Raw genomic sequence first — 26,612 nt, 5'->3', positions numbered from 1 at the left:
TACGGCGATGAATGCAAATGCGGAATTGCTGAAAGTTTCCGGCCTGCAGATGCGCTTCGGCGGCCTGCTGGCGGTGGATGGCATCGAGTTCGATGTCAGGCGCGACGAGGTCTTCGCGATCATCGGCCCGAATGGCGCCGGCAAGACCACGGTGTTCAACTGCGTCGGCGGTTTCTACAAGCCGACGGCGGGCGAGGTCACGCTGGACGGCCATGCCATCGCCGGCCTCCCGAGCCATATGGTGGCGCGCAAGGGCCTGGTGCGCACGTTCCAGAACATCCGCCTGTTCAAGAACCTGACCGTGGTGGAGAACCTGCTGGTCGCGCAGCACCTGCAGGTGCAGGCGGGCATCCTGCGCGGACTGTTCGCGACGCCGGCCTATCGCCGCGCCGAACGTGAAGCGCTGGAGCGTGCCGCCGAATGGCTGGAGCGCATGGGCCTGACCAAGGTTGCCAACCGAGAGGCAGGCACGCTGTCGTACGGTCACCAGCGCCGGCTCGAGATCGCGCGCTGCATGATCACGAAGCCGCGCCTGCTGATGCTGGACGAACCGGCTGCGGGCCTGAACCCGCAAGAGAAGATCGAGCTGTCGCAGCTCATCGACCAGTTGCGCAAGGAGTACGGCATCGCCGTGCTGCTGATCGAGCACGACATGAGCCTGGTGATGGGCGTGTCCGACCGCATCCTGGTGATGGAGCACGGCAAGCCGATCGTGATCGGCAAGCCCGAGGAAGTGCGCAACGACCCGCGCGTGATCAAGGCCTACCTGGGAGAGGACTGATGCTGAAGCTGGAACAGGTCCATACCCACTACGGCGCCGTCGAGGCGCTGTCGGGCGTATCGATCGAAGTCAACAAGGGCGAGATCGTCACCCTGATCGGCAGCAACGGCGCCGGCAAGACGACGCTGATGATGACCGTGTGCGGATCGCCGCGCGCGTCGAGCGGCCGCGTGCTGTTCGAGGGGCAGGACATCACGAACCGTTCGACGCACGAGATCATGCGCATGGGCATGGCCATCTCGCCGGAAGGGCGGCGCGTGTTTCCGAGCCTGACGGTGCTGGAAAACCTGAAGATGGGGGCATTCTTCGCCAAGCGCGAAGACATCGAGGCGGGCATCGAGCACGTGTTCAAGCTGTTCCCGCGGCTGAACCAGCGGTCGGCCCAGCGCGCCGGCACCATGTCGGGCGGCGAGCAGCAGATGCTGGCGATCGGCCGCGCGCTGATGAGCCGGCCGCGCCTGCTGCTGCTTGACGAGCCCACGCTCGGTCTGGCGCCGCTGATCATCGCGCAGATCTTCGACATCATCCGCACGATCCGTGACGAAGGCGTCACTGTGTTCCTGGTCGAGCAGAACGCCAACAAGGCGCTGCAGGTCGCGGACCGCGGCTACGTGCTGGAAACCGGCAAGGTAGTGCTGGCCGATACCGGCGCCAACCTGCTGTCCAACGACCGGATCAAGGCAGCCTATCTGGGCGGCTGATCCCATGCCGTCGTTCCCGCGTCGCGGGGGCGACGGTATGGCTTTCGCCATCCACGAAAGCCCCCTTTCGCCAATCGCGGCGCAGCGCAAGGCTGTGCCGGGGCAGGCCGGCGCCTCACCCGTGGCATAATCGCTTGAGAAGTCAAGCATTGCAAAAAGCGCTCGCTTCCGACGGCCTCCAGCGTCATCATCGCGGTTGCCGTCGCCGTGTCCTGCCCCGGTAACGAGGCGGCCGGACCACACAAAGATCCCTGCAAACTACTTGCGCGGTACCGTGCGCCATTTCCGCCGGAATGGCACGCTGGCCGCCCCATGCATCATGGCCAAGACGCTCTACGACAAACTCTGGGATGACCACACCGTCCACGTCGAGGAAGACGGCACTACGCTGCTCTACATCGACCGTCATCTGCTGCATGAAGTGACCAGCCCGCAGGCGTTCGAAGGCCTGAAGATAGCAGAGCGTCCGGTGTGGCGCATCAGCGCGAACCTGGCGGTGTCGGACCACAACGTGCCGACCACTGACCGCAGCGAAGGTATCGCCGACCCGGTGTCGAAGCTGCAGGTCGATACGCTGGACGCAAACTGCGACAGTTTCGGCATCACCCAGTTCAAGATGAACGATCATCGCCAGGGCATCGTGCACGTGATCGGGCCGGAGCAGGGCGCCACGCTGCCGGGCATGACGGTGGTGTGCGGCGACTCGCATACCTCCACGCACGGTGCATTCGGTGCGCTCGCGCATGGCATCGGTACGTCGGAAGTCGAGCACGTGCTGGCCACGCAGACGCTGCTGGGCAAGAAGGCCAAGAACATGCTGGTCAAGGTGGAAGGCAAGCTGCCGCGCGGCTGCACCGCCAAGGACATCGTGCTGGCCATCATCGGCAAGATCGGCACGGCCGGCGGTACCGGCTACACGATCGAATTCGCCGGGTCGGCCATCCGCGACCTGACCATGGAAGGCCGCATGACGGTCTGCAACATGGCCATCGAAGCCGGCGCACGTGCGGGGCTGGTGGCCGTGGACAATGTCACGCTGGAATACGTGAAGGGTCGTCCGTATGCGCCGCAGGGCGTAGAGTGGGACCAGGCCGTGGCCTACTGGAGCACGCTGCATTCGGACGCCGGCGCCAGTTTCGACCAGGTGATCGAGCTGCGTGCCGAGGACATCCGCCCGCAGGTGACCTGGGGCACGTCGCCCGAAATGGTCGTCAGCATCGAAGACCGCGTGCCGGATCCCGAAAAGGAAAAGGACCCGACCAGGCGCAACGCCATGGAGCGCGCGCTCGAGTACATGAACCTGCAGCCCAACGTGCCGATGGAAAGCATCAACGTGGACAAGGTGTTCATCGGTTCCTGCACCAACAGCCGCATCGAAGACATGCGCGCCGCCGCGTGGGTGGTGCAGAAGCTGGGCCGCAAGGTGGCTTCGAACGTGAAGCTGGCGATGGTCGTGCCGGGTTCGGGCCTGGTCAAGGAACAGGCCGAGCGCGAAGGGCTCGACAAGGTCTTCAAGGCCGCAGGCTTCGAATGGCGCGAGCCGGGTTGCTCGATGTGCCTGGCGATGAATGCCGATCGCCTGGAGCCGGGCGAGCGCTGCGCGTCCACGTCGAACCGCAACTTCGAAGGCCGTCAGGGCGCGGGTGGCCGCACCCATCTGGTGAGCCCGGCGATGGCCGCCGCGGCCGCCATCGAAGGCCACTTCGTCGACATCCGCAAGCTCGGCTGAGCGGAGTGCTGCAGATGAGAACCCTGATCGCTCTGCTGGCATGCTTCGGCATGCTGCAACTGGCCGGCTGCAACACCATGGCCGGTCTGGGCAAGGACACGCAGGCCGCCGGCAGCTCGCTCGAGCGCGCGGCCAAGAAGTAAGGAAAGAGACATGGACAAGTTCACTGTACACAGCGGCCTCGTGGCGCCGCTGGACCGCGAGAACGTCGATACCGACGCCATCATCCCGAAGCAGTTCCTGAAGTCGATCAAGCGCACCGGCTTCGGCCCGAACCTGTTCGACGAATGGCGCTACAAGGACGTCGGGGAGCCCGGCATGGACAACAGCAAGCGTCCGCTGAACCCGGACTTCGTGCTGAACCAGCCGCGCTACCAGGGTGCGTCGATCCTGCTCGCGCGCCGCAACTTCGGCTGCGGCAGCTCGCGCGAACATGCGCCGTGGGCGCTCTCGCAATACGGCTTCCGCGCCGTGATCGCGCCGAGCTTCGCCGACATCTTCTTCAACAACTGCTACAAGAACGGCCTGCTGCCGGTGGTGCTGAGCGAGCAGCAAATCGACCACCTGTTCAACGAGACCAACGCGTTCAACGGCTACAAGCTGACCATCGACCTGGACAAGCAGGTCGTGCTCACGCCGTCGGGCCAGGGCTATGAGTTCGACATTGCCCCGTTCCGCAAGTACTGCATGCTGAATGGCTTTGACGATATCGGCCTGACCCTGCGCCATGCCGACAAGATCAAGAGCTATGAAGCCGAGCGCGTGGCGAAGATGCCGTGGCTGAACAACCGCGTGGTCGGCTGAACGCCACAGCGGAAATCAAACAAGGAAAACACAGCATGAAGATTGCAGTCCTGCCAGGTGACGGCATCGGTCCGGAAATCGTTGCCGAGGCCGTCAAGGTCCTGAACGCGCTCGACGAGAAGTTCGAGATGGAAACCGCCCCGGTGGGCGGCGCCGGCTACGAGGCCGAAGGCCACCCACTGCCGGAGAACACGCTGAAGCTGGCCAAGGAAGCCGATGCCATCCTGTTCGGCGCCGTGGGCGACTGGAAGTACGACAGCCTGGAGCGCGCGCTGCGCCCCGAGCAGGCCATCCTGGGCCTGCGCAAGCACCTGCAGCTGTTCGCCAACTTCCGCCCGGCGATCTGCTATCCGGAATTGACGGGCGCATCGAGCCTGAAGCCGGAACTGGTCGCGGGCCTGGACATCCTGATCGTGCGCGAACTGAATGGCGACATTTACTTCGGCCAGCCGCGCGGCGTGCGTGAGGCGCCGGACGGCCTGTTCAAGGGCGCCCGCGAAGGTTTCGACACCATGCGCTACAGCGAGCCGGAAATCCGCCGCATCGCGCATGTGGCGTTCCAGGCCGCGGCCAAGCGCGGCAAGAAGCTGTGCAGCGTCGACAAGGCCAACGTGCTCGAGACCTTTCAGTTCTGGAAGGACATCGTGATCGATGTCAGCAAGGAGTATCCGGACGTCGAGCTGTCGCACATGTACGTCGACAACGCCGCGATGCAGCTGGTCAAGGCGCCCAAGAGCTTCGATGTAATCGTCACCGGCAATATGTTCGGCGACATCCTGTCGGACGAGGCCGCGATGCTGACCGGCTCGATCGGCATGCTGCCGTCGGCCTCGCTTGATGCGAACAACAAGGGCCTGTACGAGCCGTCGCACGGTTCGGCCCCGGACATCGCGGGCAAGGGCGTCGCCAATCCGCTGGCGACCATCCTGTCGGCGGCGATGATGCTGCGCTACTCGCTGAACAAGGCCGAACAGGCCGACCGCATCGAGAACGCCGTGAAGAAGGTGCTGGCACAGGGCTATCGCACCGGCGACATCCTGACGCCGGGCTGCAAGCAGGTCGGCACGCGCGAAATGGGCGAGGCCGTACTGGCCGCTCTGTAAGTCACAATCCGGAAAAGGCGCTGCGCTGCAACGCCTTTTCTTTTATTTGTCCCCGATTTTCCACGCTGCGGCACCGCCGCAAAATCGTGTAGACTCTGCGAATGGCCCGATTTTCCCAGTCCACCCTGACTGCTGTTGCTGCCCTGACCGTTACCCGCGGCCCGGTCGGCACGATTTCGCTCGGCCAGACCGCAACGACGATTAAAACGATTATTAAAACCGCGATCGCCTAGATCCGTTCGTCGTGCCTGCCCGTCTTCCCCGCGCAGCCACGCCGGGCGAGGAAAATGGCGGGGAAGTAAAAATCACATCCGAGGTAAATCATGATTGTAGGTCTCGTCGGTTGGCGGGGAATGGTCGGCAGCGTCCTGATGCAGCGCATGCAGGAAGAGCGTGATTTCGACCATATCGAGCCCGTCTTCTTCAGCACGTCCAATGCCGGCGGCAAGGCGCCCGCCATGGCCAAGAACGAAACCACGCTCAAGGATGCCAACGACATCGACGCGCTGAAGAAGTGCGACGTGGTGCTGACCGCCCAGGGCGGCGACTATACCAACGAAGTCTTCCCGAAGCTGCGCGCAGCGGGCTGGAAGGGCTACTGGATCGACGCGGCTTCGTCGCTGCGTATGAAGGACGATGCCATCATCGTGCTGGATCCGGTGAACCAGGGTGTGATCAAGGATGCCCTGTCCAAGGGCGTGAAGAATTTCATCGGCGGCAACTGCACGGTCAGCTGCATGCTGATCGGCCTCGGCGGCCTGTTCCAGGCCGACCTGGTCGAGTGGATGACTTCGATGACCTACCAGGCCGCCTCGGGCGGCGGTGCGCAGCATATGCGCGAACTGCTGACGCAGTTCGGTACGCTGAACGCATCGGTCAAGTCGCTGCTGGATAACCCGGCATCGGCCATCCTGGAAATCGACCGCCAGATCCTGGCGACGCAGCATGGCCTGTCCGCCGAAGAAACCAAGCAGTTCGGCGTGCCGCTGGCCGGCAATCTGATTCCCTGGATCGACAAGGACCTGGGCAACGGCCAGTCGAAGGAAGAATGGAAGGGCGGCGCCGAGACCAACAAGATCCTGGGTCGCGGCGAAGGCTTCCTGGGTGCGACCGGCGCCACGCCGATCGCCGTCGACGGCTTGTGCGTGCGCATTGGCGCCATGCGCTGCCATTCGCAGGCGCTGACCATCAAGCTGCGCAAGGACGTGCCGCTGGACGAGATCGAAGGCATGCTCGCGGCGGCCAACCAGTGGGCCAAGGTGGTGCCGAACACGCGTGAAGCCAGTATGACCGACCTGACCCCGGCTGCCGTGACGGGCACGCTGACCATTCCGGTCGGGCGCCTGCGCAAGATGCAGATGGGCGGCGAGTACCTGTCGGCCTTCACGGTTGGCGACCAGCTGCTGTGGGGCGCGGCCGAGCCGCTGCGCCGTATGCTGCGCATTTTGATCGAGTCCTGATCCCGGGGAGCGACGTTGCTGATGCCTGGAGGCTTTCGTTGCAGCCAGGCAACAGAAACAACAGCTTTGTCCGTGACGCCGCGCCCGTGCGCGGCGTTGTTACATCTGAACGCCTATTTTTTCGGGCGATGCGTCACAATACGCCGGCATGCGACCGCTTGCCGGCCCTCCGTCGGCACGCTTGCGCAATCCGGTGAGAGGCACACTAGAATGCCCGCTGGCCGGAGTGAATGCTTTGGGGTCGGGTTTCTATCGCTACTAAAACATAACGGAGCATAAGGTGAGTGTGAGCCAACATCGCCGGAAGAATGCGCCAACCGTCCGTCAGCGCTGGTCAACGCTGGCCGTCACGGCTCTCGGGCTGCTGCTTGCGCAGCCAGCTGCGTATGCCGCGGGGTTCGGGCAATTGCGGGTACAGTCGAATCTGGGGCAACCGCTGCAGGCGGAGATCGACATCAGCGGGGTGACTGCCGAAGAGGCAGCGGGATTGAACGTCAAGCTGGCCTCGCCGGCGGCGTATGCAAGCGCGGGGCTGACGTATCTGCCGGCCGTGAGCAGCTTGCGACTCGATATCGAGCGCCGTCCCAATGGCAGCTACGTGGCCAAGGTCCGGTCCAGCCAGCCGATCAGCGAGCCGTTCGTCGATATTCTGATCGACATGAGCTGGTCCAGCGGCAAGGTGTCGCGGGCCTATACTTTCCTGCTTGACCCCGCCGGGGCCAAGCCTTCCAACCAGACTTTCTCGCCGGCGACGGTCGTGCAGGCCGCCACGCCGGATGCCTCGCCGGCTGCCGCACCGGCGCCGGTGCCATTGCAGGAACCCGCACCGGCTGCCGCCCAGAGCACGCAGCCCGCTGCCCAAGCGCAGGCGCAGGCCGCAAGGCCCGCGAGGCAGCCCGCCAGTCGTCGTAGCCACGCGGCTCAGGCTGTCACCGGGGGCGAGTCACCGGCAAGCGGAGCGTACACGGTCAAGCGCGGGGACACGCTGTCGTCGATCGCCAACGATGCGCTGCTCGATCAGGAGGGCGTATCACTCGATCAGATGTTGGTCGCGCTGTACCGCAATAATCCTAATGCCTTCATCGGCGGCAATATCAACCGCCTGAAATCCGGCACGGTGCTGCAGGTGCCTTCGCGCCAGCAGGCGCAGTCGCTCACGCCCAAGGCCGCTCGCCGCGAGGTGGTGGCCCGTACGCAGGGCTTTGACGCGTACCGCAGCCGGCTGGCTGGTGCTGCCGCGGCGAAGTCGGTCGAGGCGGACAGCGGGCGCCAGCAGTCGGGCAATGTCACGGCGCGCGTGCAGGACCAGGCCGTTCCGGCCGCTGGTCCGCAGAACGAACTCAAGCTGAGCAAGGGCGAGCGCGCGGGCCAGGCTAATGCCACCGCGCAGGCCGAGGAAAACGTCGCGCGCGACCGGCAACTGAAGGAAGCCGAATCGCGGCTGGCGCAGTTGCAGAAGAACGTTGGCGACATGCAGAAGCTGCTCGAGCTGAAGAACAGCGAGATCGCCAAGCTATCCCAGGCCAACCAGGCCAACCAGGCTAACCAGGCCGCTGCGGCCGACAAGGGCAGGGCGGAAAAGGCTGCGCCGGCGGAAGCCAAGGCGCCGACCGTGGTCGCGGCCGAACCGCCTAAGACTGATGCACCGGCCCAGGCCGCACCGGCCACACCGACGGCACAAGTCGATGCCGCAAGTGCCGCGCCGGCCCAGGCTGCAGCGGCGGCAACCGCTGCGGTGGCTACTAGTCCGGCTACTCCGGCTGCCTCGGCACCGGTTGCCGGTGCCAGCACTGCACAGGCTGCAGCGCCCGCACCCAAGCGTCCACCGGTCGTGGTCCAGGCCGAGCCGGCGCCGGAGCCGTCGTTCCTCGACGGTCTGCTGGCCAATCCTATGCTGTTGCCCGGTGGTGGCCTGCTGGTGGCGCTGCTTGGCGGCTATGCGATCTACCGTCGCCGCCAGCAGCAGAAGTCGGCGGATGGCGGAGCCTTCGGTGACTCCATCCTGTCGCAGGAAAGCACCGTGATGGCCGGCGCCAATTCGCTGTTCGGTGCAGCCGGCGGGCAGAGCGTGGACACGTCGCAGCACAGCGTGTTCGGCGCGGATTTCCGCATCGGCAACAACATGCCGGAAGCCAGCGAGGTCGACCCGATCGCCGAGGCGGAGGTCTATATCGCCTACGGGCGCGACGTGCAGGCGGAAGAGATCCTGCGTGAAGCGCTCGAGAAGGACCCGGAGCAGCAGCCGATCCGGCTCAAGCTCCTGGAGATTTACAGTAATCGTCAGGATGTGGAAGGTTTCCGCGTGATTGCAGAAGAGATGTTCGCCCAGACCGGCGGACAAGGGGCGGAATGGCTCAAGGCCGCGGAAATGGGGCGCGCACTCGATGCGGGCAATGCGTTGTACCTGGCGGTGTCGCCGGACACGAGCAGCGGGCCGGAAACGTCCACGCCGGCGTCGGACCAGTGGCGCACGCAGGACCCGTCGCACGATCCGGCCGTGGCGCCGCGCGAACCTTCGCTGGGTGATCTGGCGCTGCCGCTGGATGCCTTCCCGGCACCGGCGGCTGGTGATCCGATCATTGCGCCGGAGTCGGCGTCGCTGGTCTTCAGCGACACCGCCATGCGCGCCGACGCACCGCTGGAGCCTGCAGCGAAGTTCGACGGTGACCTGGACCTGACGCTGCCGGTCGACGGTGACGACACCCTCGCAGACGTGCCCCGGCTGGACACGCCGACCCGCTCTCGCATGATGGAATTCGACATGTCGGGCCTCTCGCTCGACTTCAATGCCGACGCCGCCACCGAGTCCAGGGACGAAGCCGATGCGACCACGCAGCTTCCTTCGCCGACCATGATCCGGGACGGCAAACTGCCAGAGCCGATCGATCTGGCCGCCCTGGGCGACACCGGTCCCGACACCACGCCGGGCGTTTCGCCGAGCACGCTGTCGACAGACGGCATGGACGGTGGGCGCGACATGCAGATCAAGCTGGACCTGGCCCGCGCCTATATCGAGATCGGCGACAAGGAAGGGGCGCGCGAGCTGCTGCAGGAAGTCGTGGAGCAGTCGCAGGACGACCTGCAGGCGGAGGCGCGTTCGCTGCTGCTTGAGGTGGTCTGAGTTATCATCGACGATCCGGGCAGGCGGCAGTCATGCCGCGGCCCGAAGTGATGCGCCGGAAGCGTCCCTTCCGGCGCATTTGTTTTTGTCGGCCATCGCAGGCCAGTTTCCCGCTCCATGAACCGCATCGCCATCGGCCTCCACTACGACGGTGCCGCCTTTTCGGGCTGGCAGTCGCAGCCGCATCGCAACACCGTGCAGGATTACCTCGAAGACGCCATCGAGCGCTTCGCGGGCGTGCGCCTGTTGACGACCGTTGCCGGGCGCACTGATGCCGGCGTCCATGCGCTGGGGCAGGTGATCCATCTCGACACGACGCTGGATCGCACCACGTTCTCATGGGTGCGCGGCATCAATGCATTCCTGCCGCCGTCGATCGCGCTGCAATGGGCTCGGCCGGTCGACGAGAGTTTCCATGCGCGTTTCCTGGCGTTTGAGCGAATGTACTATTACGCGCTCTACACTGGCCCGCACCGCGTGCCACTCGCGCATGGCCGGGCCGGGTACCTTATGTTGCCGCCGGGCCAGAGGCTTGACGTGGATGCCATGCAGGCCGCGTCGCGCTGCCTGCTTGGCGAGCAGGATTTCTCGTCGTTCCGTGCGGCCGAGTGCCAGGCCAAGTCACCGGTCAAGACCATGTATGACGTGACGTTGAAGGCGGACGGCAACTGGGTCTTCCTGCGCTTCCGCGCGAGCGCCTTCCTGCATCACATGGTGCGCAACCTGATGGGTTGCCTGGTGGCGGTAGGGCGCGGACGCTATCCGCCGGAATGGCTGGCCGAAGTGCTCGCCGCCCGTGATCGCAAGCTCGCAGCGCCCACCTTCATGCCGGACGGTCTCTACCTCGCGGACGTGAAGTATCCTGAGGCTTACAAGATTCCGGCGGCGGACCCATCCGCCAGCCTGTTCCACGGAGTATTCCGCCATGACGCAGCCTGAGCGTGCCGACGCCGCGGCACCGGCCCGCACCCGCATCAAGATCTGCGGCCTCACGCGCGAGGACGACGTCCGCGCCGCGGTTGACGCGGGTGCTGACGCAATCGGGCTGGTGTTCTATCCGCCCAGTCCGCGCTATGTGGATCTGGCCCGCGCAGCGGAACTTGCCGAGGTCGCGGGGCCGTTCGTGTCCGTGGTCGGCCTGTTCGTCAATGCCGAGATGGAAGACGTGGCTCACGTCGCCGAGCGTGTGCCCCTTACGATGCTCCAGTTCCACGGCGACGAGACCCCGCAGTCCTGCACCCAGACCGCCCAGCGCTGCCGCCTGCCTTTTCTGCGCGCGGCGCGTGTGCGGCCAGGGCTCGATTTGGTAGAATTCGCCGGTCAATACCGCGATGCCGCTGGCTTGCTGCTCGACGCTTTCGTCGAGGGCTATGGCGGCGGCGGCCACGTCTTCGACTGGACCCTGATCCCTCCGGCATGGCTTGCTTCCAACCATCCGTCTCCCGGCAACCCGAACGCAAACGGCGCTCCTCGCATCGTTTTGAGTGGTGGGTTGAACGCGCAAAACGTCGCTGGCGCGATTGAACGCGTGCGGCCCTACGCTGTGGATGTCAGCAGCGGAGTCGAGGCCGCCAAGGGCGTGAAGGACCACGCCCGCATCGCCGCGTTCGTGCGCGCAGTCCGCAGTGCCGAGGCAGGATGAAGCGGTCGCAAGATCGGCCCCTTCACCATGGCCCCGGCGAATTGCAGTAGCGCCGCTCGCATCGCAGTCAAAATTTGCGCCCTTGCCCGTGAGGCAAGGCCGTTGACCTGAAGAGCCCAGACATGTACGACCTGCCCGATTCCCGTGGCCATTTCGGCCCCTATGGCGGCACCTTCGTCTCCGAGACGCTGGTCCACGCACTCGATGAGCTGCGCGAGGCCTATGCCCATTACCAGCAAGACGCCGAGTTCGACGCCGAATTCCGCCGCGAGCTGAAGCACTTCGTCGGCCGTCCATCGCCGATCTATCATGCGCAGCGCTGGAGCGAGCTGCTCGGCGGCGCGCAGATCTACCTCAAGCGCGAGGACCTGAACCACACCGGTGCCCACAAGATCAACAACGTGATCGGCCAGGCGCTGCTGGCCAAGCGCATGGGCAAGAAGCGTGTGATCGCCGAGACCGGCGCCGGCCAGCACGGCGTTGCCACGGCCACTATCGCCGCACGCTTCGGCATGGAGTGCGTGGTCTACATGGGCTCCGAGGATGTCAAGCGCCAGGCCGCGAACGTCTATCGCATGAAGCTGCTCGGCGCGACCGTCGTTCCGGTGGAAAGTGGCTCGCGCACGCTCAAGGATGCGCTCAATGAAGCGATGCGCGACTGGGTGACCAACGTCGAAACCACGTTCTACATCATTGGTACCGTGGCCGGCCCGCACCCGTACCCGATGATGGTGCGCGATTTCCAGTGCGTGATCGGCGAGGAAGCCAAGGTGCAGATGCCCGAGATGACTGGCCGCCAGCCGGATGCCGTGATCGCCTGCGTGGGCGGCGGCTCGAATGCAATGGGCATCTTCTATCCGTACATCGAGCACAAGGACGTCCAGCTGATCGGTGTCGAAGCCGCCGGCGATGGGCTGGATACGGGGCGCCATGCAGCGGCACTGATCGGCGGTACGCCGGGCGTGCTGCATGGCAACCGCACCTACCTGCTGCAGGACGAAAATGGGCAGATCATCGAGACGCATTCGGTGTCGGCCGGTCTGGACTATCCGGGCGTCGGTCCCGAGCACGCGTGGCTCAAGGACATCGGCCGCGCGCAGTATGTGCCGATCACCGATGAGGAGGCGCTCAAGGCCTTCCACGATTGCTGCCGCATCGAGGGCATCATCCCCGCGCTGGAATCGAGCCATGCGATCGCCTACGCGTGCAAGCTCGCGCCGACACTGCCCAAGGACAAGCTGCTGCTGGTGAACCTGTCCGGCCGCGGCGACAAGGACATGCACACCGTCGCCGAACGCTCGGGGCTCAAGCTCTGATGCGCGCGCTGCCACCTTCCGTACCGTCGGAGCTGGCCCTGGGCGGGGCTTCGGACCTGCCCGGTGCGCCGGACGCGCCTGCGCTGCAGCTGTTCCAGGAAGACATGTTCGAAGGCATTGCACGCCTGCCGGACGGCTCGGTCGACCTCGTCGTCGCCGATCCGCCCTACGGGCTGGGCAAGGACTACGGCAATGACTCCGACTTGCTGTCGGGTGATGCCTACCTCGAGTGGTCCGAGCGCTGGATGGATGCCGTCTGCCCGAAGCTGGCGCCCAAAGGCACGCTGTACCTGTTCTGCACCTGGCAGTATTCGCCCGAGCTGTTCGTGATGCTCAAGCGCCGCCTGACGATGATCAACGAGATCATCTGGGACCGTCGCGTGCCGAGCATGGGCGGCACCACGCGCAAGTATTCGTCGGTGCACGACAACATCGGCTTCTTCGCCAGGGCGCGCGATTACTACTTCGACCTGGACCCGGTGCGAATTCCGTACGACCCGGAGACCAAGAAGGCGCGCAGCCGCCCGCGTTTCGAGGGCAAGAAGTGGCTCGAGATGGGCTACAACCCGAAGGACCTGTGGAGCATCTCGCGCATCCACCGCCAGGATCCCGAGCGCGCCAATCACCCGACGCAGAAGCCGCTGGAAATCGTCGAGCGCATGGTGCTGTCGAGCTGCCCGCCGGGCGGGCTGGTGCTGGACCCGTTCGCGGGCAGCGGCACTACCGCGGTGGCGTGCCTGCGCCATGGCCGGCGCTTCGCGGGCTTCGAGATCAATCCCGAGTATGTCGAGGTGGCGCGCGGGCGTGTGGCCGCGGCCGCGCAACTGGCCAGGTCCGAGGCGGACCGCAACCCAACATCGGCGGCTGCCAATGACGAGGATTCGTCGGCGCAGCTGCCTCACCTGATTCCCTGATATGTCACGCATCCAGAAGACATTCGCGGCACTCGCCGCGCAGAACAAGAAGGGCCTGATTCCGTTCATTACCGCAGGCGACCCGGAACCGGGGCTGACGGTGGACCTGATGCACGCACTCGTTGCCGGCGGCGCCGACGTGATCGAGCTCGGCGTGCCGTTCTCCGATCCGATGGCCGATGGCCCGGTGATCCAGCGCGCCTCCGAGCGCGCGCTCGCCAATGGCGTGTCGCTCACGCAGGTGCTGCAGTGGGTGCGCGAATTCCGGCAGACCAATGCCGATACGCCGGTCGTGCTGATGGGCTATGCCAACCCGATCGAGCGCATGGGCGAGGCCGCATTTGCCAAGGCCGCTGGTGCTGCTGGCGTGGACGGCGTGCTCGTGGTCGACTATCCGCCGGAAGAGTGCGAGTCGTTCGCCGTGCTGATGCGCGACAACGGCATCGATCCGATCTTCCTGCTGGCGCCGACTTCGACGGATGCGCGCATCGAGGCCGTTGGCAAGGTGGCGAGCGGCTATGTCTACTACGTCTCGCTCAAGGGCGTGACCGGTTCGGCCACGCTGGATCTGGACAGTGTCGCGGCACGCCTCCCACTGATCAAGAAGCACGTGAACCTGCCTGTTGGCGTGGGCTTTGGCATCCGTGATGCGCAGACGGCACGCGCGATCGGCAGCGTGGCGGACGCCGTGGTGATCGGTAGCCGGCTGGTGCAGCTGCTCGAAGATGCGCCGCGCGGACAGGCGGTAGAATCGCTGCGTGCGTTCATCGCCGGAATTCGCGAGGCGCTGGACGCCTGAAGTGATGAGTTGGCTGCCTGATGGTGGCGAAAAAGTGCTGGAGCCTGCGCGCCATGCGTGTTCTGCTTCGGCCGAACCATGCCGGCATGGTAAATTCTCGGGTTGATTCCCTGCCGTTCCTCCGGTTTCACCGGGCCAATGCGTAGCGCAAGTCGCGCATCGCGAGCGGCAGTCATCCGAAAGGAGCTTTCATGAGCTGGTTGGATAAACTCCTGCCTCCCAAGATTCAACAGACCGACCCCCGTACCCGCAAGGGCATTCCCGAGGGGTTGTGGGTCAAGTGCCCGTCGTGCGAGTCCACCCTGTACCGGACCGACGTCGAGGCCAACCTGCACGTCTGCCCGAAGTGCGACCACCATATGCGCATCAGCGCGCGCGCGCGCCTGGACGCGCTGCTCGACGCCGAAGGCCGCTATGAAATCGGCCAGGAAATCGTGCCGGTGGACGCACTCAAGTTCAAGGACAGCAAGAAGTACCCCGACCGCATCAAGGCCGCCATGGACGAGACCGGCGAGACCGATGCGATGGTCGTGATGGGCGGTGCGATCCACACCATTCCGGTGGTGGCGAGCTGCTTCGAGTTCGAGTTCATGGGTGGCTCGATGGGCTCCGTGGTCGGCGAGCGCTTCGTGCGTGGCGCCCAGGCGGCGCTCGAGCAAAAGGTGCCGTTCATCTGCTTTACCGCCACGGGCGGTGCGCGCATGCAGGAAAGCCTGCTGTCGCTGCTGCAGATGGCCAAGACCACGGCGATGCTGAACCAGCTTTCGGCATCGAAGCTGCCTTTCATCAGCGTGCTGACCGACCCGACCATGGGTGGCGTGTCGGCCAGCTTCGCGTTCCTCGGCGATGTCGTGATCGCCGAGCCGAAGGCGCTGATCGGCTTTGCCGGCCCGCGCGTGATCGAGCAGACCGTGCGCGAAAAGCTGCCGGAAGGCTTCCAGCGCGCCGAATTCCTGCTGCAGAAGGGCGCCATCGACATGATCGTCGACCGCCGCAAGCTGCGCGCCGAGCTGGCGCAGTTGCTTGCGCTGCTGCAGAAGCAGCCGGCGGACGCGGTCGCGTAAGAGCGGCCGGATGGCACAGGCAAGGGCGCGGGCGGTTGACGCGCCTTTTGTTTTTCCTGGCGCCGAGGCAATGCCAGCTCCGGCCTTGACTTTCAGGCCGGCTGGCCAAATCTAGAAGCAAAGCATTTCCACCCCCCTTCATGCCTGTCTTCCACAACCTTCCCGAATGGCTCGCCCATCTCGAAACCGCCCATCCCGTGGGCATCGACATGGGCCTGACCCGTATCACGCGCGTCAAGGAAGCGCTGGGCCTGCGCATTGATGCCGTGGTGTTCACGGTCGGCGGTACCAACGGCAAAGGCTCGACCTGCGCCATGCTGGAGCGCATCATGCTGGAAGCCGGCTACAAGGTGGGCTGCCATACCTCACCGCATCTGGTGACGTTCAACGAGCGCGCGCGCCTCAATGGCGAGATGGCGACGGATGCGCAACTGCTGCCGCACTTCGAGGCCGTGGAGCGTGCCCGCACCAGCTTTGCAGACCCGATCAGCCTGACGTATTTCGAGTTCACCACGCTGGCGATCATCCATATGTTCGCGGCGGCCGGGCTGGACGCGATGATCCTGGAAGTGGGCCTGGGTGGGCGACTCGATGCGGTCAACGTGATCGATACGGATTGTGCCGTGATCACCAGCGTCGATATCGACCACACGCAGTACCTCGGCGACACGCGCGAGAAGATCGGCTTCGAGAAGGCTGGCATTTTCCGTCCGGGCGTGCCGGCGATCTGTGGCGATCCGGTGCCGCCACAGTCGTTGATCGACCATGCCGAGGCGATCGGCGCCGACCTGTGGCTGGTCGGGCGCGATTTCCGCCACCAGGCCGCCAAGGGTCAGGAGCGCCAACAGTGGGACTGGAGCGGACGCGAGCGCAAGCTTAACGGGCTTGGCTATCCGGCGTTGCGCGGCGCGAATCAATTGCTGAACGCTTCGGCTGCACTGGCAGCGCTGCAGGCGATGCGTGCGCAGTTGCCCGTGAGTGCGCAGGAAGTCCGCAACGGCCTGGCCTTCGTGGAGCTGCCCGGGCGCTTCCAGGTGCTGCCGGGACGCCCGGCGGTGATCCTCGACGTGGCGCATAACCCGCATGCGGCCGCCACGCTGGGCCAGAACCTGGAAAACATGGGCTTCTTCCGCTACACCTACGCGGTGTTCGGCGCCATGCAGGACAAGGATCTCGCGGGTGTCCTGCGCCAGGTGGCCGACAAGGTGGATCACTGGTGCCTGTGCGACCTGCCGACCGAGCGCGCGGCAACTGCCGCCGATTTGCTGCAGAAGCTCGAAGAGGGCGGTTTCCAGCCGGGGCCGGATGCCACGGCGGCCTGTTTTTCCAGCCCCGAAGCCGCTTACCGCGATGCCATCGAGAGAGCGACCGAGAATGATAGAATTCTGGTCTTCGGATCGTTCTATACCGTTGCCGGCGTAATGGCATACCGCGCCACGCAGGCAAACTAGCGCAGCGCCGCACACGAAAGTGCGGCACAAGTTCGCGGCAATCGAGCGACAAACCAGCGGCCGGCACGGAGCGAATCCGACGGCCGCCGCACCGAACCAATCTATGGGCCTGCTTTCGCTGTTTTCTTCCCGCAAGGGCAACGACCCGGCACCCGAGCGTACGCGCAGGCAGCGTACCGACCCTGGTGCAGGCATCGCCTCGTCGCGTCGACTCGCGGAGGAATATGCCGACGACACGCTGGATCCCGAATTTCCGCAGAAGCAGCGCGCACGCCGCCGCCTGATCGGTGCCGTGGTGCTGGTGGTGGCCGCGGTCATCGTGCTGCCCATCATCTTCGAAACCAAGCCGCGCCCGGTGTCCGACGATGTGTCGGTGAAAGTCACAGGCGGCCAGGGTGCACAGAAGCCGAAGGTTGAAGCCCGCAAGGCGGATCCGTTGCCGCCGGCGCCGCAGTCCCAGCAGGCTCGGGGCGACACCGCGGAAGCACTCGACGCTGGCGAAGAAGTGGTCAGCGCGCCGTCAAAGCCGGCCCCCGCCGCGGACAAGCCCGCGGCACGTACCGATACCAAGCCCGCCGAGACCAAGACGGCGGATGCCAAGACGCAAGGCAGCGGCAAGTACCTGATCCTGATTGGCGCTTTCTCTTCGGAAGAGAGGGCAAAGAACTGGCTGGCCAAGCTCAAGGCGAGCAAGGTGCCGGCGTATGTCGAACGGAAAGTCCTGGCTGACGGCGAGCGTATCCTGCTGCGCGCGGGCCCCTTCAACGACCGTGATGCCGCCGACGCCGCCGACAAGCGCGTACGCGCGACCGGGCTCGCGTCGAAGGTGGTGGAACAGTAAGCCTGCGTGGCCGCGCGATGCGGCCGCCTGCAACGATGCAGCCGACTTTCTTCGACTACGCTGTCGTCTTCATCCTGCTTGCTTCCGGCCTGATCGGCGTGCTGCGCGGACTGGTCCGCGAGGTGCTGTCGCTGATCGGCTGGGTGGTGGCGTTCTGGGTTGCCTACCGGTTTGGTGGCGTGGCCGCCGGATGGATGCCGGAATCGCTGCCCGGCGGCGAGATCGCGCGCCACGCGCTGGGCTTCGTGACCTTGCTGATCGGCACGGTGATCGGCGCGGCGCTGGCGGGCACGGTGGTCGGCCAGCTGCTGGAAAGCACCGGCCTGAAGCCGGCGGACCGCGGACTCGGCCTGGTGTTCGGCCTGCTGCGCGGCGCGCTGATCGTGATGCTGCTGGTCACGCTGGCCGGACTGACGAAATTGCCGGAAGAGGAATTCTGGCGCGACGCGTTGAGCCGCCCCTATGTGATGCAGGCTATGGAATCGCTGAAACCATGGCTGCCACCGGAGCTGGCGAAGTACGTCAAGACATGACACTGAGGCCCGGCACCGATGCCTGGCCGGTACGAAACGCAGGCCCTGTCCTCAGGACCGGGCTGCGCCCCTGATTCAAAGCCTTTCCTGGGAGCATGGCATGTGCGGTATCGTCGGCGCGGTCTCTACCTCGCCCGTCAACCAATTGATTTACGACAGCCTGCTGTTGTTGCAACACCGCGGACAGGATGCTGCCGGCATCGCCACCGCCAACGGCAGTACTTTCCACATGCACAAGGCCAACGGCCTCGTGCGCGACGTGTTCCGGACCCGCAATATGCGCGGCCTGCCGGGCACCGCCGGCATCGGTCAGGTGCGTTACCCGACCGCGGGCTCCGCCTCCAGCGAAGAAGAGGCACAGCCGTTCTACGTCAATGCGCCGTACGGCATCATCCTGGCCCACAACGGCAACCTGACCAACTGGCAGCAACTGCGCGAGGAAATGTTCCGCCGCGACCGCCGCCACATCAATACGCACTCGGATACCGAGGTGCTGCTCAATGTGCTCGCTGACGAACTGCAGCGCGCGAGCCAGGGCATGGCGCTGGATCCGGAAACGATCTTCAAGGCCGTTTCCGGCATGCACCGCCGCGTGAAGGGCTCGTACGCCATTGCCGCGCAGATCGCCGGTTACGGCATGCTTGCCGTGCGCGATCCGTTCGGCATCCGCCCGCTGAGTCTTGGCAGCGTGGACACGCCCACCGGCAAGGAATGGATGGTGGCGTCGGAGTCGGTGGCGCTGGAAGGCATCGGCTATCGCATGGAGCGCGACGTGGCGCCCGGCGAGGCCATCTTCATCGACCTCGACGGCAAGCTGTACAGCAAGCAGTGCGCGGACAACCCCGTGCTGACGCCGTGCATCTTCGAGTACGTCTACCTGGCCCGTCCGGATTCGTGCATCGATGGCGTGCCCGTCTATGACGCCCGCCTGCGCATGGGCGACTACCTGGCCGAAAAGATCCGCCAGGAAGTGTCGGCCGGCGACATCGACGTGGTCATGCCGATTCCCGATTCCAGCCGCCCGGCCGCCATGCAGGTAGCCAACCGGCTGGGCGTGGGCTATCGCGAAGGTTTCTTCAAGAACCGCTACGTGGGCCGCACCTTCATCATGCCGGGCCAGGCGGTGCGCAAGAAGTCGGTGCGCCAGAAGCTCAACGCGATGGCCGTCGAGTTCAAGGGCAAGAACGTGCTGATCGTCGATGACTCGATCGTGCGCGGCACCACGTCGTTCGAGATCGTGCAGATGGCGCGCGACGCCGGCGCCAACAAGGTCATCTTCGCCTCGGCCGCGCCGCCGGTGAAGTACCCGAACGTGTACGGCATTGACATGCCGACGCGCAGCGAGTTGGTGGCCCATGGCCGCACGCACGAAGAGATCGCCAAGATCATCGGCGCCGACAAGCTGGTGTACCAGGACGTGGAAGCGATGAAGCAGGCTGTACGCGACATCAACCCCGCGTTGAACGACTTCGACGCGTCGTGCTTCGATGGCCGCTACGTTACCGGCGACATCGACGAGGCCTACCTGGATCGCCTGGAAACGGCGCGCAGCTTGGCTGATCGCGAAGGCACCGGAGACATGGAGCGCTCGCAACTGCACCTGCAGCGTTCGGGCGGCAACGAGTAAGCCGCGCCGCGTCCGTGCGCGTTGACGAATGCGAGGCCCGGCCGTAACATGGCCGGGCGTCGATTTGAGAGTCAGCTTGCGGACGCGGGTCCTGCCCGAAACAGCTAAAGAGATAGCCGTCAGAAGGGAAATTCCGGCGCAGCCGCCGTGAAATCCCTAGGTATCCGCAGAATACGCAAGCCCGTCGATCCGACTCTCCGATCGCACGGGCTTTTTTCATGGCCGGCCGTTTGCCGCCGGCTTGTCGAGACCACTGCATTCGCGCGGGTACGACCGCGCCACCAGCATGAACCAACCGCTCAATCCTGAATCGCTTGGCATCGATACCCTTGGCGTGCGCGCCGGCACGCTGCGCAGCGAATACATGGAGCATTCCGAGGCGATGTACCTGACCTCGAGCTTCTGCTTCCACAGCGCCGCCGAAGCCGCGGAACGCTTCGCCAACTCGGAAGAGGGCTTCACCTACTCGCGCTTCACCAACCCGACCGTCTCGATGTTCCAGTCGCGCCTGGCGGCGCTGGAAGGCGCGGAGTCGTGCATGGCGACCGCGTCGGGCATGAGCGCGATCCTGTCGGTGGTGATGTCGCTGATGCAGGCGGGCGACCACCTGGTGAGCTCGCGCGCGATCTTCGGGTCGACCATGACGCTGTTCGGGAACATTTTCTCGAAGTTCGGCGTCGAGACGACCTTCGTCGACCCGGGCGATCTGAACGCTTGGCGCGCGGCAGTGCGACCGACCACGAAGCTGTTCTTCCTGGAGACCCCGTCGAATCCGTTGACCGAGGTAGCGGACATCGCGGCCGTGGCCGACATCGCGCACAACGCCGGCGCCCAATTGATCGTCGACAACTGCTTCTGTTCGCCAGCGCTGCAGCAGCCGATCAAGTTTGGCGCCGACATCGTGGTGCATTCGGCCACTAAGCATATCGACGGGCAGGGCCGTGTGCTCGGCGGCGCGGTAGTCGGTTCGCACGATTTCATCATGGGCAAGGTTTTCCCGTTCGTGCGTACCGCGGGTCCGACGCTGTCGGCCTTCAACGCGTGGGTGCTCCTCAAGGGCATGGAGACGCTGGCCATCCGCATGGAGCGGCATTCTGCCAATGCGCTGGCGCTCGCCGAGTTCCTGGAATCGCATCCGGCAGTGGCACGCGTGTTCCATCCCGCGCTGAAGTCGCATCCGCAGCATGAGATCGCCATGCGTCAACAGAGCGGTGGTGGCGCGATCGTGTCGTTCGAGCTCAAGGGTGCGACGCCCGAGCAGCAGCGTGCGAATGCCTGGCGCGTGATCGACAACACGCGCTTGTGCTCGATCACCGGGAATCTCGGTGATACGCGTACGACGATTACCCATCCGTACACGACCACGCACGCGCGTGTGAGTCCGGAGGCCAAGGCAGCTGCGGGTGTCGGTGAAGGCCTGATCCGCCTGGCGGTGGGACTTGAGACGGTGGCCGATCTGAAGGCCGATCTGCTGCGCGGGCTCGGCGAGTAAGACGACAGCCGCGGAAGGATAGCGCCGGCTCAGGGCGTCTGGGCTGGTGCTGCGTTATCGCTGCCAGCCACGGCCTTGACGCCGGCCTTGGTCACGTCGTAAGTGGTTTCCACCGCCGTCGAAGCGACACTGACGGCTGCGGAGCCCACCGTTGTCACGGTGGAAACGGCAGCGCTGCCTACCGCAATGGTCGCCCCAACGACGCTGCATCCTGCCAGCAAGGCGCCTGTCGCGATCGCGACTAGCCGTGCGGCGACGCGGTATGAGGGTCGGGGAAAACCGGAAAACGAAAACGGCATGCAAGGCTGCCCGGTGGGCACGTAAATAGGCGCCAGGACATCGGGCCCCGGCAACCGGCCGCCTGCGAAGCTCATCGCAGCAAGCGGCGCCGCAACAGTACCAGCGAAAGCACCAGGGCAACAATACCGTAGGCCATCAGCACGGCAATATGCAACCCGGCATTGTCGATCGGCCGCCCCAGCATCAGCGGACGGATCAGTGCAACCGCATGCGCGAGCGGCAGGACATTGGTCGCCGCGCGAGCGCCTTCGGGCAACTGTTCGAGCGGGAAGAACACGCCCGAGAGCAGCAGCATTGGCGTCATCACCAGCGTCTGGTAGAACATGAAGAAGTCATAGCCGGGGGCCAGCGCCGTGACGATCATCGCCAGGCTCGCGAACGTGATGCCCGCCAGCACGATCACCGGCAGTGCCAGCAGCGCGCCCGGCATGTGCGCATAGCCGAGCGCCCCGGCCACGAGCATGATCGCCAGCCCCGACAGCACCGCCTTGCTGGCGGCCCACAGGATCTCTCCGAGCACCACGTCGCCGAGCGTCAGCGGCGCATGCATGATCGCTTCCCACGTGCGCTGCACGTGCATGCGCGAGAACGCCGAGTACATCGATTCGAAGCTCGCCGACATCATCACGCTCGATGCCGTGGTGCCGGCGGCGAGGAAGGCGATGTACGACACGCCGTGCACTTGCCCGACCAGCAGGCCGAGTCCGAGGCCAAGGCCGAACAGGTAGATCATCGGATCGGCCAGGTTGCCGATCATTGACGGGATGGCCAGCTTCTTCCACACCATGTAGTTGCGGTACCAGACCATCATCCAGTTGCGCAGATTGCGCGGCAGCAGTGGCTGCGGATAGTGCTGTGCCGATGCGGCGCTGCCGTTGCGGGTGCGGGTTTGCGTCGCTGCGGCAGTTGCCGTGTCCGGACGCGGATCCTGTTCGCTCATGTCAGTCCCTCATCTCGCGGCCGGTCAGCTTGAGGAACACGTCCTCGAGGTTGGCCGGACGGTGCAGGTAGCGTACGCCGCTCTGGCCATGCAGGGCGGCGAGTAGCGGGGCTGGCTCGCGCACGTAGCAGAAGAGCGTCTCGCCGCTCATTTCGGTGCGCTCGGCCAGCGGTGTCAGGCTGCCGCGCAGCGTGTCGAGTTCATCGCCATAGACCTCGACCACATCGCAGCCGATCTGGCTGTCGATCAGGTCGTGTGGCTTGCCTTCGGCAATCTTGCGGCCGCCATCGATCACGCACAGGTAATTGCACAGGCGCTCGGCCTCTTCCATGAAGTGCGTGGTCAGCAGGATGGTCTTGCCGCTGGCCATCAGCGACTTCAGCCGTTCCCAGATCAGGTGGCGGGCCTGCGGATCGAGCCCGGTCGTGGGCTCGTCCATGATCAGCAGGTCCGGGTCGTTGATCAGCGCACGCGCCACGGTCAGGCGCCGGCGCATGCCGCCGGACAGGTCGCGCACCTGGGCGTTGGCGCGGTTTTCGAGCCGGGCGAATTCCAGCAGGGCCGGCACGCGGCGTTCGATCACGGCAGAGGACAGGCCGAAGTAGCGGCCGAAGATGCGCAGGTTCTCGATGACGGAGAAGTCCGGATCGAGATTGTCGAACTGCGGAACCACGCCGACGCGCATGCGTGCCTGCGGCGCGCGCTCGGGAATGGGCTCTCCGCATAGCGTCAGCGAGCCCCCTGCCGGCGTGGTCAGGCCCAGCAGTAACCGCAGCGTGGTGGTCTTGCCAGCGCCGTTGGGGCCGAGCAGGCCGAAGCACTGGCCACGGTGCACCTGCAGATCCAGATCGTTGACGACAACCGTGTCGCCGTATTGCTTGCGCACCTTGCGCAACTCGAGGATGGCAGTCAAGGCAGGAACCGGTAGGCGCGCCGGCGGGGCGCAATATCCACCATTATGCCGGTCATCGCCGCGCATGACCTGTGATGCACTGCACCATTGCGCGCCGGTCAGCCAGTCGACATCCAGGCATAAAAAAACCGCCAGCATGCTGGCGGTTTTTTCTGAGCGCGAAACCGAATCAGTAGAGCTTCTTCGGCAGCATTTGCATGCGCAGACGCTTGCGCAGGCGCGCTTCGGCAGCCTTCTTCTTGCGCTTGCGCTCGGTCGTCGGCTTTTCGTAGGCCGTGCGGCTCTTCAGTTCGACGATCAGGCCGGTCTGCAGAATCGCGCGACGGAAGCGACGCATTGCAACTTCAACCGGCTCACCGGGTTTCAAGACGATCTTAGTCAATTCAGTCCTTTAGGGGAGTGCCGCACATGCGGCTGGTTCAAACGAGGGGGAAACTGCGGCCGCCGGAGCAGCTGGTATTGCACGAGGAGCGATTTGCCCTGGTGCACCCCCGCGAACCTGAAAGATGTGGACCTGTGAGTCCGTGCAACCAGTGTCAGGGGCTGATAGCGCCGGGTTCCTTGAACAGCGGGAGCCTGGCAGTACCGGTTTCCGTAAAAAGCTATACGCCCGTAACTATGGCACGTATACGACGCAAATGTCAAGAATGTGCCGCAACGAGGCAGCGGTGAGCGGGTCTTCCGGAAACGGGTTGCGACGCTCGCTGCACATCAATTCGTCGAGCTCTTGCGGGCGCGGCGCCGATGATACGCGAGAACCGGCGACTGCGTCCGGCGATACCGAAGCGCGGCATCGACGAGCACGGCAACGCGCCCGTCTTTATGCGTTCTTTATACCGCTTGCGCCACTTTCTACCCCGTTTTTAGCGCCCGATCCATAAGCTGCCAGACACCAAATACTCACGGATGGCAGAAGTCATGGACGGAGTTTTTCTGATCGCCTTGATCGTATTCGCCGCCGCCACCGCGGCACTGCTGCGGCTCTGCGATGCGCTGGGAAGCCAGGCACCAGATGCCGGCACACAGCACGGCGATGTTCACTACCACGCAGCGCCTGGCAAGCACAGCGCTGCCGACAGGGGGATGTGATGGACTGGGCTGACCTGCTGAGCGGCGCGCTCGCCGCGCTGATTTTCATCTACCTTCTGATCGCGCTCTTCCGCCCGGAGAAATTCTGATGTCGAACGAGTTCCTGGGCCTGCTGGCCCTGTATCTGGCGATCCTGTTCGCCGCAGGTCCGTTTCTCGGCCGCTATATGCGGCGGGCAATGGAAGATGGCAGTTACAAGCTGACCGCATGGGGGCGTCCGTTCGAGCGCGTGATCTACAGGCTCGCCGGCGTGCGCGCCGATGCCGAGATGGGATGGAGGCAGTACACGATCGCCGTGCTGGCGTTCAACCTGCTTGGCGTGATCGTGGTCTACGCCCTGCAGCGACTGCAGGCCTATCTGCCGTTCAACCCTCAGGGCGTTGGCGCGGTGACGCCGGACTCGGCCTTCAACACCGCCATCAGCTTCGTTTCCAACACGAACTGGCAAGGCTACGCGGGCGAATCGACGATGAGCTACCTGACGCAGATGCTGGCGCTCACCGTGCAGAACTTCTTCTCCGCGGCGACGGGCATTGCCGTGGTGTTCGCGCTGATCCGCGGTTTCGCGCGGCAGAGCAGTGCGACCATCGGCAACTTCTGGGTCGATATAGTCCGAAGCACGCTGTATGTGCTGGTGCCGATCTCGACGGTGATCGCGCTCGCGCTGGCCAGCCAGGGCGTGATCCAGAACTTCGACAGCTACAAGGAAGTCAGCCTGGTGACACCGGTCGAATACAGCCAGCCCAAGGTTGATGCGGCCGGACAGCCGCTGCTCGACGCGCAAGGCAAGCCGGTCACCGAAGATCTGAAGACGGACAAGCAGACGCTGGCGATGGGTCCGGTGGCCTCCCAGGAAGCGATCAAGATGCTCGGCACCAACGGTGGCGGCTTCTTCAACGCGAACTCGGCGCATCCCTACGAGAACCCCACCGCGCTCACCAACCTGATCCAGATGCTGGCCATCTTCCTGATCCCCACAGCGCTGTGCTTTACGTTCGGCGAGATGGTGAAGGACCGGCGCCAGGGCGTGGCGGTGCTCGCGTCGATGACGGTGATCTTCATCGCCATGGCCTGCGTGACGTCCATTTCCGAGCTGCAGGTGAATGCTGCGCTATCCGGCCTCCCGGTCGACCATGCCGTATCGGCACTGCAGGGCGGCGGCAACATGGAGGGCAAGGAAACGCGCTTCGGCATGGCGGCGTCGGCACTGTTCGCCACCATCACCACGGCGGCCTCGTGCGGTGCGGTCAATGCCATGCATGACTCGTTCACCGCCATCGGCGGGCTTGTGCCGATGCTGCTGATGCAGCTTGGCGAAGTCGTGTTCGGCGGCGTCGGCTCCGGACTGTACGGCATGCTCGTGTACGCGGTGCTGGCCGTGTTCATCGCCGGCCTGATGATCGGCCGCACGCCGGAGTACCTCGGCAAGAAGATCGAAGCCTACCAGATGAAGATGACCGCGGTGGCCATCCTCGTCACGCCGCTGCTGGTGCTGGTCGGCACGTCGATCGCGGTGATGACGGAGGCGGGCAGGGCGGGCGTGTTCAACCCGGGCACGCACGGCTTCTCCGAGATCCTCTATGCACTGTCCTCGGCGGCCAATAACAACGGCAGCGCCTTTGCAGGCCTGTCCGCCAACACGCCGTTCTTCAACACCCTGCTCGCCGCGGCCATGTGGTTTGGCCGCTTCTGGATCATCATCCCGGTGCTCGCGCTGGCTGGCTCACTGGCGGCGAAGAAACGCCTGCCGGTGACGGGCGGCACCATGCCCACGCACGGCGCGTTGTTCGTGGTGCTGCTGGTCGGTTCGGTGCTGCTTGTGGGCGCGCTGACGTATGTCCCGGCCCTGGCACTGGGACCCATCGCCGAGCAGCTGCAGGGCGCGGTGACGGCAATTGCCAAGTAAGCGTATTGCGGAGAAACGCATGCAACAAGAATCCATGGCGACGCAAGGCAAGACCGGCGGCGCCGCATCCAGAACCAATGCATCGG

At 64.9% G+C, this 26,612-nt stretch carries 27 protein-coding genes; 23 read left to right on the top strand and 4 right to left on the bottom strand.

Features of this window, described 5'->3' with window-relative positions; translation table 11 throughout:
* Nucleotides 1-7 precede the first annotated feature (7 nt).
* The 20 genes from livG (at nt 8) to ACIGJG_RS12090 (ending at nt 21,378) form a co-directional block, all read left to right on the top strand.
* Nucleotides 8-781, top strand: a complete 774-nt coding sequence (gene livG, locus ACIGJG_RS12185) for a high-affinity branched-chain amino acid ABC transporter ATP-binding protein LivG (protein ID WP_140951983.1) — start codon at nt 8-10, stop codon at nt 779-781.
* Nucleotides 781-1,482, top strand: a complete 702-nt coding sequence (locus ACIGJG_RS12180) for an ABC transporter ATP-binding protein (protein WP_011298466.1) — start codon at nt 781-783, stop codon at nt 1,480-1,482. The genes livG and ACIGJG_RS12180 overlap by 1 nt, the downstream gene beginning before the upstream one ends.
* A 319-nt stretch (nt 1,483-1,801) precedes the next feature.
* The gene (gene leuC, locus ACIGJG_RS12175) at nt 1,802-3,211 is read left to right on the top strand and encodes a 3-isopropylmalate dehydratase large subunit (protein WP_011298465.1); all 1,410 of its coding nucleotides are present in this window, start codon (nt 1,802-1,804) and stop codon (nt 3,209-3,211) included.
* 14 nt (nt 3,212-3,225) lie between these two features.
* Nucleotides 3,226-3,354: an entericidin A/B family lipoprotein gene (locus ACIGJG_RS12170; protein WP_011298464.1), complete on the top strand. Its 129-nt coding sequence runs from the start codon at nt 3,226-3,228 to the stop codon at nt 3,352-3,354.
* A gap of 10 nt (nt 3,355-3,364) precedes the next feature.
* On the top strand, nt 3,365-4,015 hold the full coding sequence (gene leuD, locus ACIGJG_RS12165; protein WP_011298463.1) for a 3-isopropylmalate dehydratase small subunit: 651 nt from the start codon (nt 3,365-3,367) through the stop codon (nt 4,013-4,015).
* Nucleotides 4,016-4,050: 35 nt separating this feature from the next.
* Nucleotides 4,051-5,118, top strand: a complete 1,068-nt coding sequence (gene leuB / locus ACIGJG_RS12160; RefSeq protein ID WP_011298462.1) for a 3-isopropylmalate dehydrogenase — start codon at nt 4,051-4,053, stop codon at nt 5,116-5,118.
* 101 nt (nt 5,119-5,219) lie between these two features.
* Nucleotides 5,220-5,351, top strand: a complete 132-nt coding sequence (locus ACIGJG_RS12155) for a hypothetical protein (RefSeq protein WP_258234652.1) — start codon at nt 5,220-5,222, stop codon at nt 5,349-5,351.
* Between the two features lie 90 nt (nt 5,352-5,441).
* The gene (asd, locus tag ACIGJG_RS12150) at nt 5,442-6,578 is read left to right on the top strand and encodes an aspartate-semialdehyde dehydrogenase (RefSeq protein ID WP_011298461.1); all 1,137 of its coding nucleotides are present in this window, start codon (nt 5,442-5,444) and stop codon (nt 6,576-6,578) included.
* A gap of 280 nt (nt 6,579-6,858) precedes the next feature.
* The gene (locus ACIGJG_RS12145; RefSeq protein WP_483672395.1) at nt 6,859-9,699 is read left to right on the top strand and encodes a motility hub landmark protein FimV; all 2,841 of its coding nucleotides are present in this window, start codon (nt 6,859-6,861) and stop codon (nt 9,697-9,699) included.
* A gap of 117 nt (nt 9,700-9,816) precedes the next feature.
* The gene (truA, locus tag ACIGJG_RS12140) at nt 9,817-10,638 is read left to right on the top strand and encodes a tRNA pseudouridine(38-40) synthase TruA (protein WP_483672394.1); all 822 of its coding nucleotides are present in this window, start codon (nt 9,817-9,819) and stop codon (nt 10,636-10,638) included.
* Complete coding sequence (locus ACIGJG_RS12135) at nt 10,625-11,341, top strand: phosphoribosylanthranilate isomerase (RefSeq protein WP_011298458.1); 717 nt, start codon at nt 10,625-10,627, stop codon at nt 11,339-11,341. The genes truA and ACIGJG_RS12135 overlap by 14 nt, the downstream gene beginning before the upstream one ends.
* Before the next feature lie 122 nt (nt 11,342-11,463).
* A complete protein-coding gene (gene trpB / locus ACIGJG_RS12130; protein ID WP_140951970.1) occupies nt 11,464-12,657 on the top strand; it encodes a tryptophan synthase subunit beta in 1,194 nt (397 codons plus the stop codon).
* Entirely contained in the window at nt 12,657-13,571 is a 915-nt protein-coding gene (locus ACIGJG_RS12125) for a DNA-methyltransferase (RefSeq protein ID WP_011298456.1), read from the top strand. The genes trpB and ACIGJG_RS12125 overlap by 1 nt, the downstream gene beginning before the upstream one ends.
* Nucleotide 13,572: 1 nt before the next feature.
* A complete protein-coding gene (trpA, locus tag ACIGJG_RS12120) occupies nt 13,573-14,370 on the top strand; it encodes a tryptophan synthase subunit alpha (RefSeq protein ID WP_011298455.1) in 798 nt (265 codons plus the stop codon).
* A gap of 191 nt (nt 14,371-14,561) precedes the next feature.
* Nucleotides 14,562-15,434 (top strand): acetyl-CoA carboxylase, carboxyltransferase subunit beta, encoded by an 873-nt coding sequence (gene accD, locus ACIGJG_RS12115; RefSeq protein ID WP_011298454.1) that lies wholly within the window; start codon nt 14,562-14,564, stop codon nt 15,432-15,434.
* A gap of 140 nt (nt 15,435-15,574) precedes the next feature.
* A complete protein-coding gene (gene folC / locus ACIGJG_RS12110; protein WP_011298453.1) occupies nt 15,575-16,885 on the top strand; it encodes a bifunctional tetrahydrofolate synthase/dihydrofolate synthase in 1,311 nt (436 codons plus the stop codon).
* A 103-nt stretch (nt 16,886-16,988) separates the two neighbouring features.
* Complete coding sequence (locus tag ACIGJG_RS12105) at nt 16,989-17,726, top strand: SPOR domain-containing protein (protein WP_483672391.1); 738 nt, start codon at nt 16,989-16,991, stop codon at nt 17,724-17,726.
* A gap of 35 nt (nt 17,727-17,761) precedes the next feature.
* Nucleotides 17,762-18,259 (top strand): CvpA family protein, encoded by a 498-nt coding sequence (locus ACIGJG_RS12100; RefSeq protein WP_041680005.1) that lies wholly within the window; start codon nt 17,762-17,764, stop codon nt 18,257-18,259.
* A 100-nt stretch (nt 18,260-18,359) separates the two neighbouring features.
* Entirely contained in the window at nt 18,360-19,886 is a 1,527-nt protein-coding gene (purF, locus tag ACIGJG_RS12095) for an amidophosphoribosyltransferase (RefSeq protein ID WP_011298450.1), read from the top strand.
* Between the two features lie 286 nt (nt 19,887-20,172).
* Entirely contained in the window at nt 20,173-21,378 is a 1,206-nt protein-coding gene (locus ACIGJG_RS12090) for an O-succinylhomoserine sulfhydrylase (RefSeq protein WP_011298449.1), read from the top strand.
* A gap of 29 nt (nt 21,379-21,407) precedes the next feature.
* On the opposite strand, the gene ACIGJG_RS12085 is transcribed toward ACIGJG_RS12090, so the two are convergent.
* From ACIGJG_RS12085 to rpsU, 4 genes are all read right to left on the bottom strand, one after another.
* Nucleotides 21,408-21,677 carry a hypothetical protein gene (locus ACIGJG_RS12085; RefSeq protein WP_235679763.1) on the bottom strand — a complete coding sequence of 90 codons (270 nt, stop codon included), beginning with the start codon at nt 21,675-21,677 and terminating at the stop codon, nt 21,408-21,410.
* Nucleotides 21,678-21,748: 71 nt separating this feature from the next.
* Nucleotides 21,749-22,618, bottom strand: coding sequence for an ABC transporter permease (locus ACIGJG_RS12080; RefSeq protein WP_011298447.1), 870 nt, complete (start codon nt 22,616-22,618; stop codon nt 21,749-21,751).
* A 1-nt stretch (nt 22,619) separates the two neighbouring features.
* The gene (nodI, locus tag ACIGJG_RS12075; RefSeq protein ID WP_041680003.1) at nt 22,620-23,531 is read right to left on the bottom strand and encodes a nodulation factor ABC transporter ATP-binding protein NodI; all 912 of its coding nucleotides are present in this window, start codon (nt 23,529-23,531) and stop codon (nt 22,620-22,622) included.
* A 169-nt stretch (nt 23,532-23,700) separates the two neighbouring features.
* The gene (gene rpsU / locus ACIGJG_RS12070; protein ID WP_008648415.1) at nt 23,701-23,913 is read right to left on the bottom strand and encodes a 30S ribosomal protein S21; all 213 of its coding nucleotides are present in this window, start codon (nt 23,911-23,913) and stop codon (nt 23,701-23,703) included.
* Between the two features lie 524 nt (nt 23,914-24,437).
* Here rpsU and ACIGJG_RS12065 point away from each other — a divergent pair.
* From ACIGJG_RS12065 to kdpA, 3 genes are read left to right on the top strand one after another with little or no spacing between them, the layout of a single operon-like run.
* Nucleotides 24,438-24,620: a hypothetical protein gene (locus ACIGJG_RS12065; protein ID WP_140951974.1), complete on the top strand. Its 183-nt coding sequence runs from the start codon at nt 24,438-24,440 to the stop codon at nt 24,618-24,620.
* Nucleotides 24,620-24,709, top strand: a complete 90-nt coding sequence (kdpF, locus tag ACIGJG_RS12060; RefSeq protein ID WP_041679662.1) for a K(+)-transporting ATPase subunit F — start codon at nt 24,620-24,622, stop codon at nt 24,707-24,709. Before ACIGJG_RS12065 ends, kdpF begins: the two co-directional genes overlap by 1 nt.
* Nucleotides 24,709-26,526, top strand: a complete 1,818-nt coding sequence (gene kdpA / locus ACIGJG_RS12055; RefSeq protein WP_011298445.1) for a potassium-transporting ATPase subunit KdpA — start codon at nt 24,709-24,711, stop codon at nt 26,524-26,526. Before kdpF ends, kdpA begins: the two co-directional genes overlap by 1 nt.
* Nucleotides 26,527-26,612: the final 86 nt, after the last annotated feature.

This window comes from Cupriavidus sp. C1SS-2L (assembly GCF_057073735.1).
This window is presented reverse-complemented; position numbering and strand designations above follow the sequence as displayed.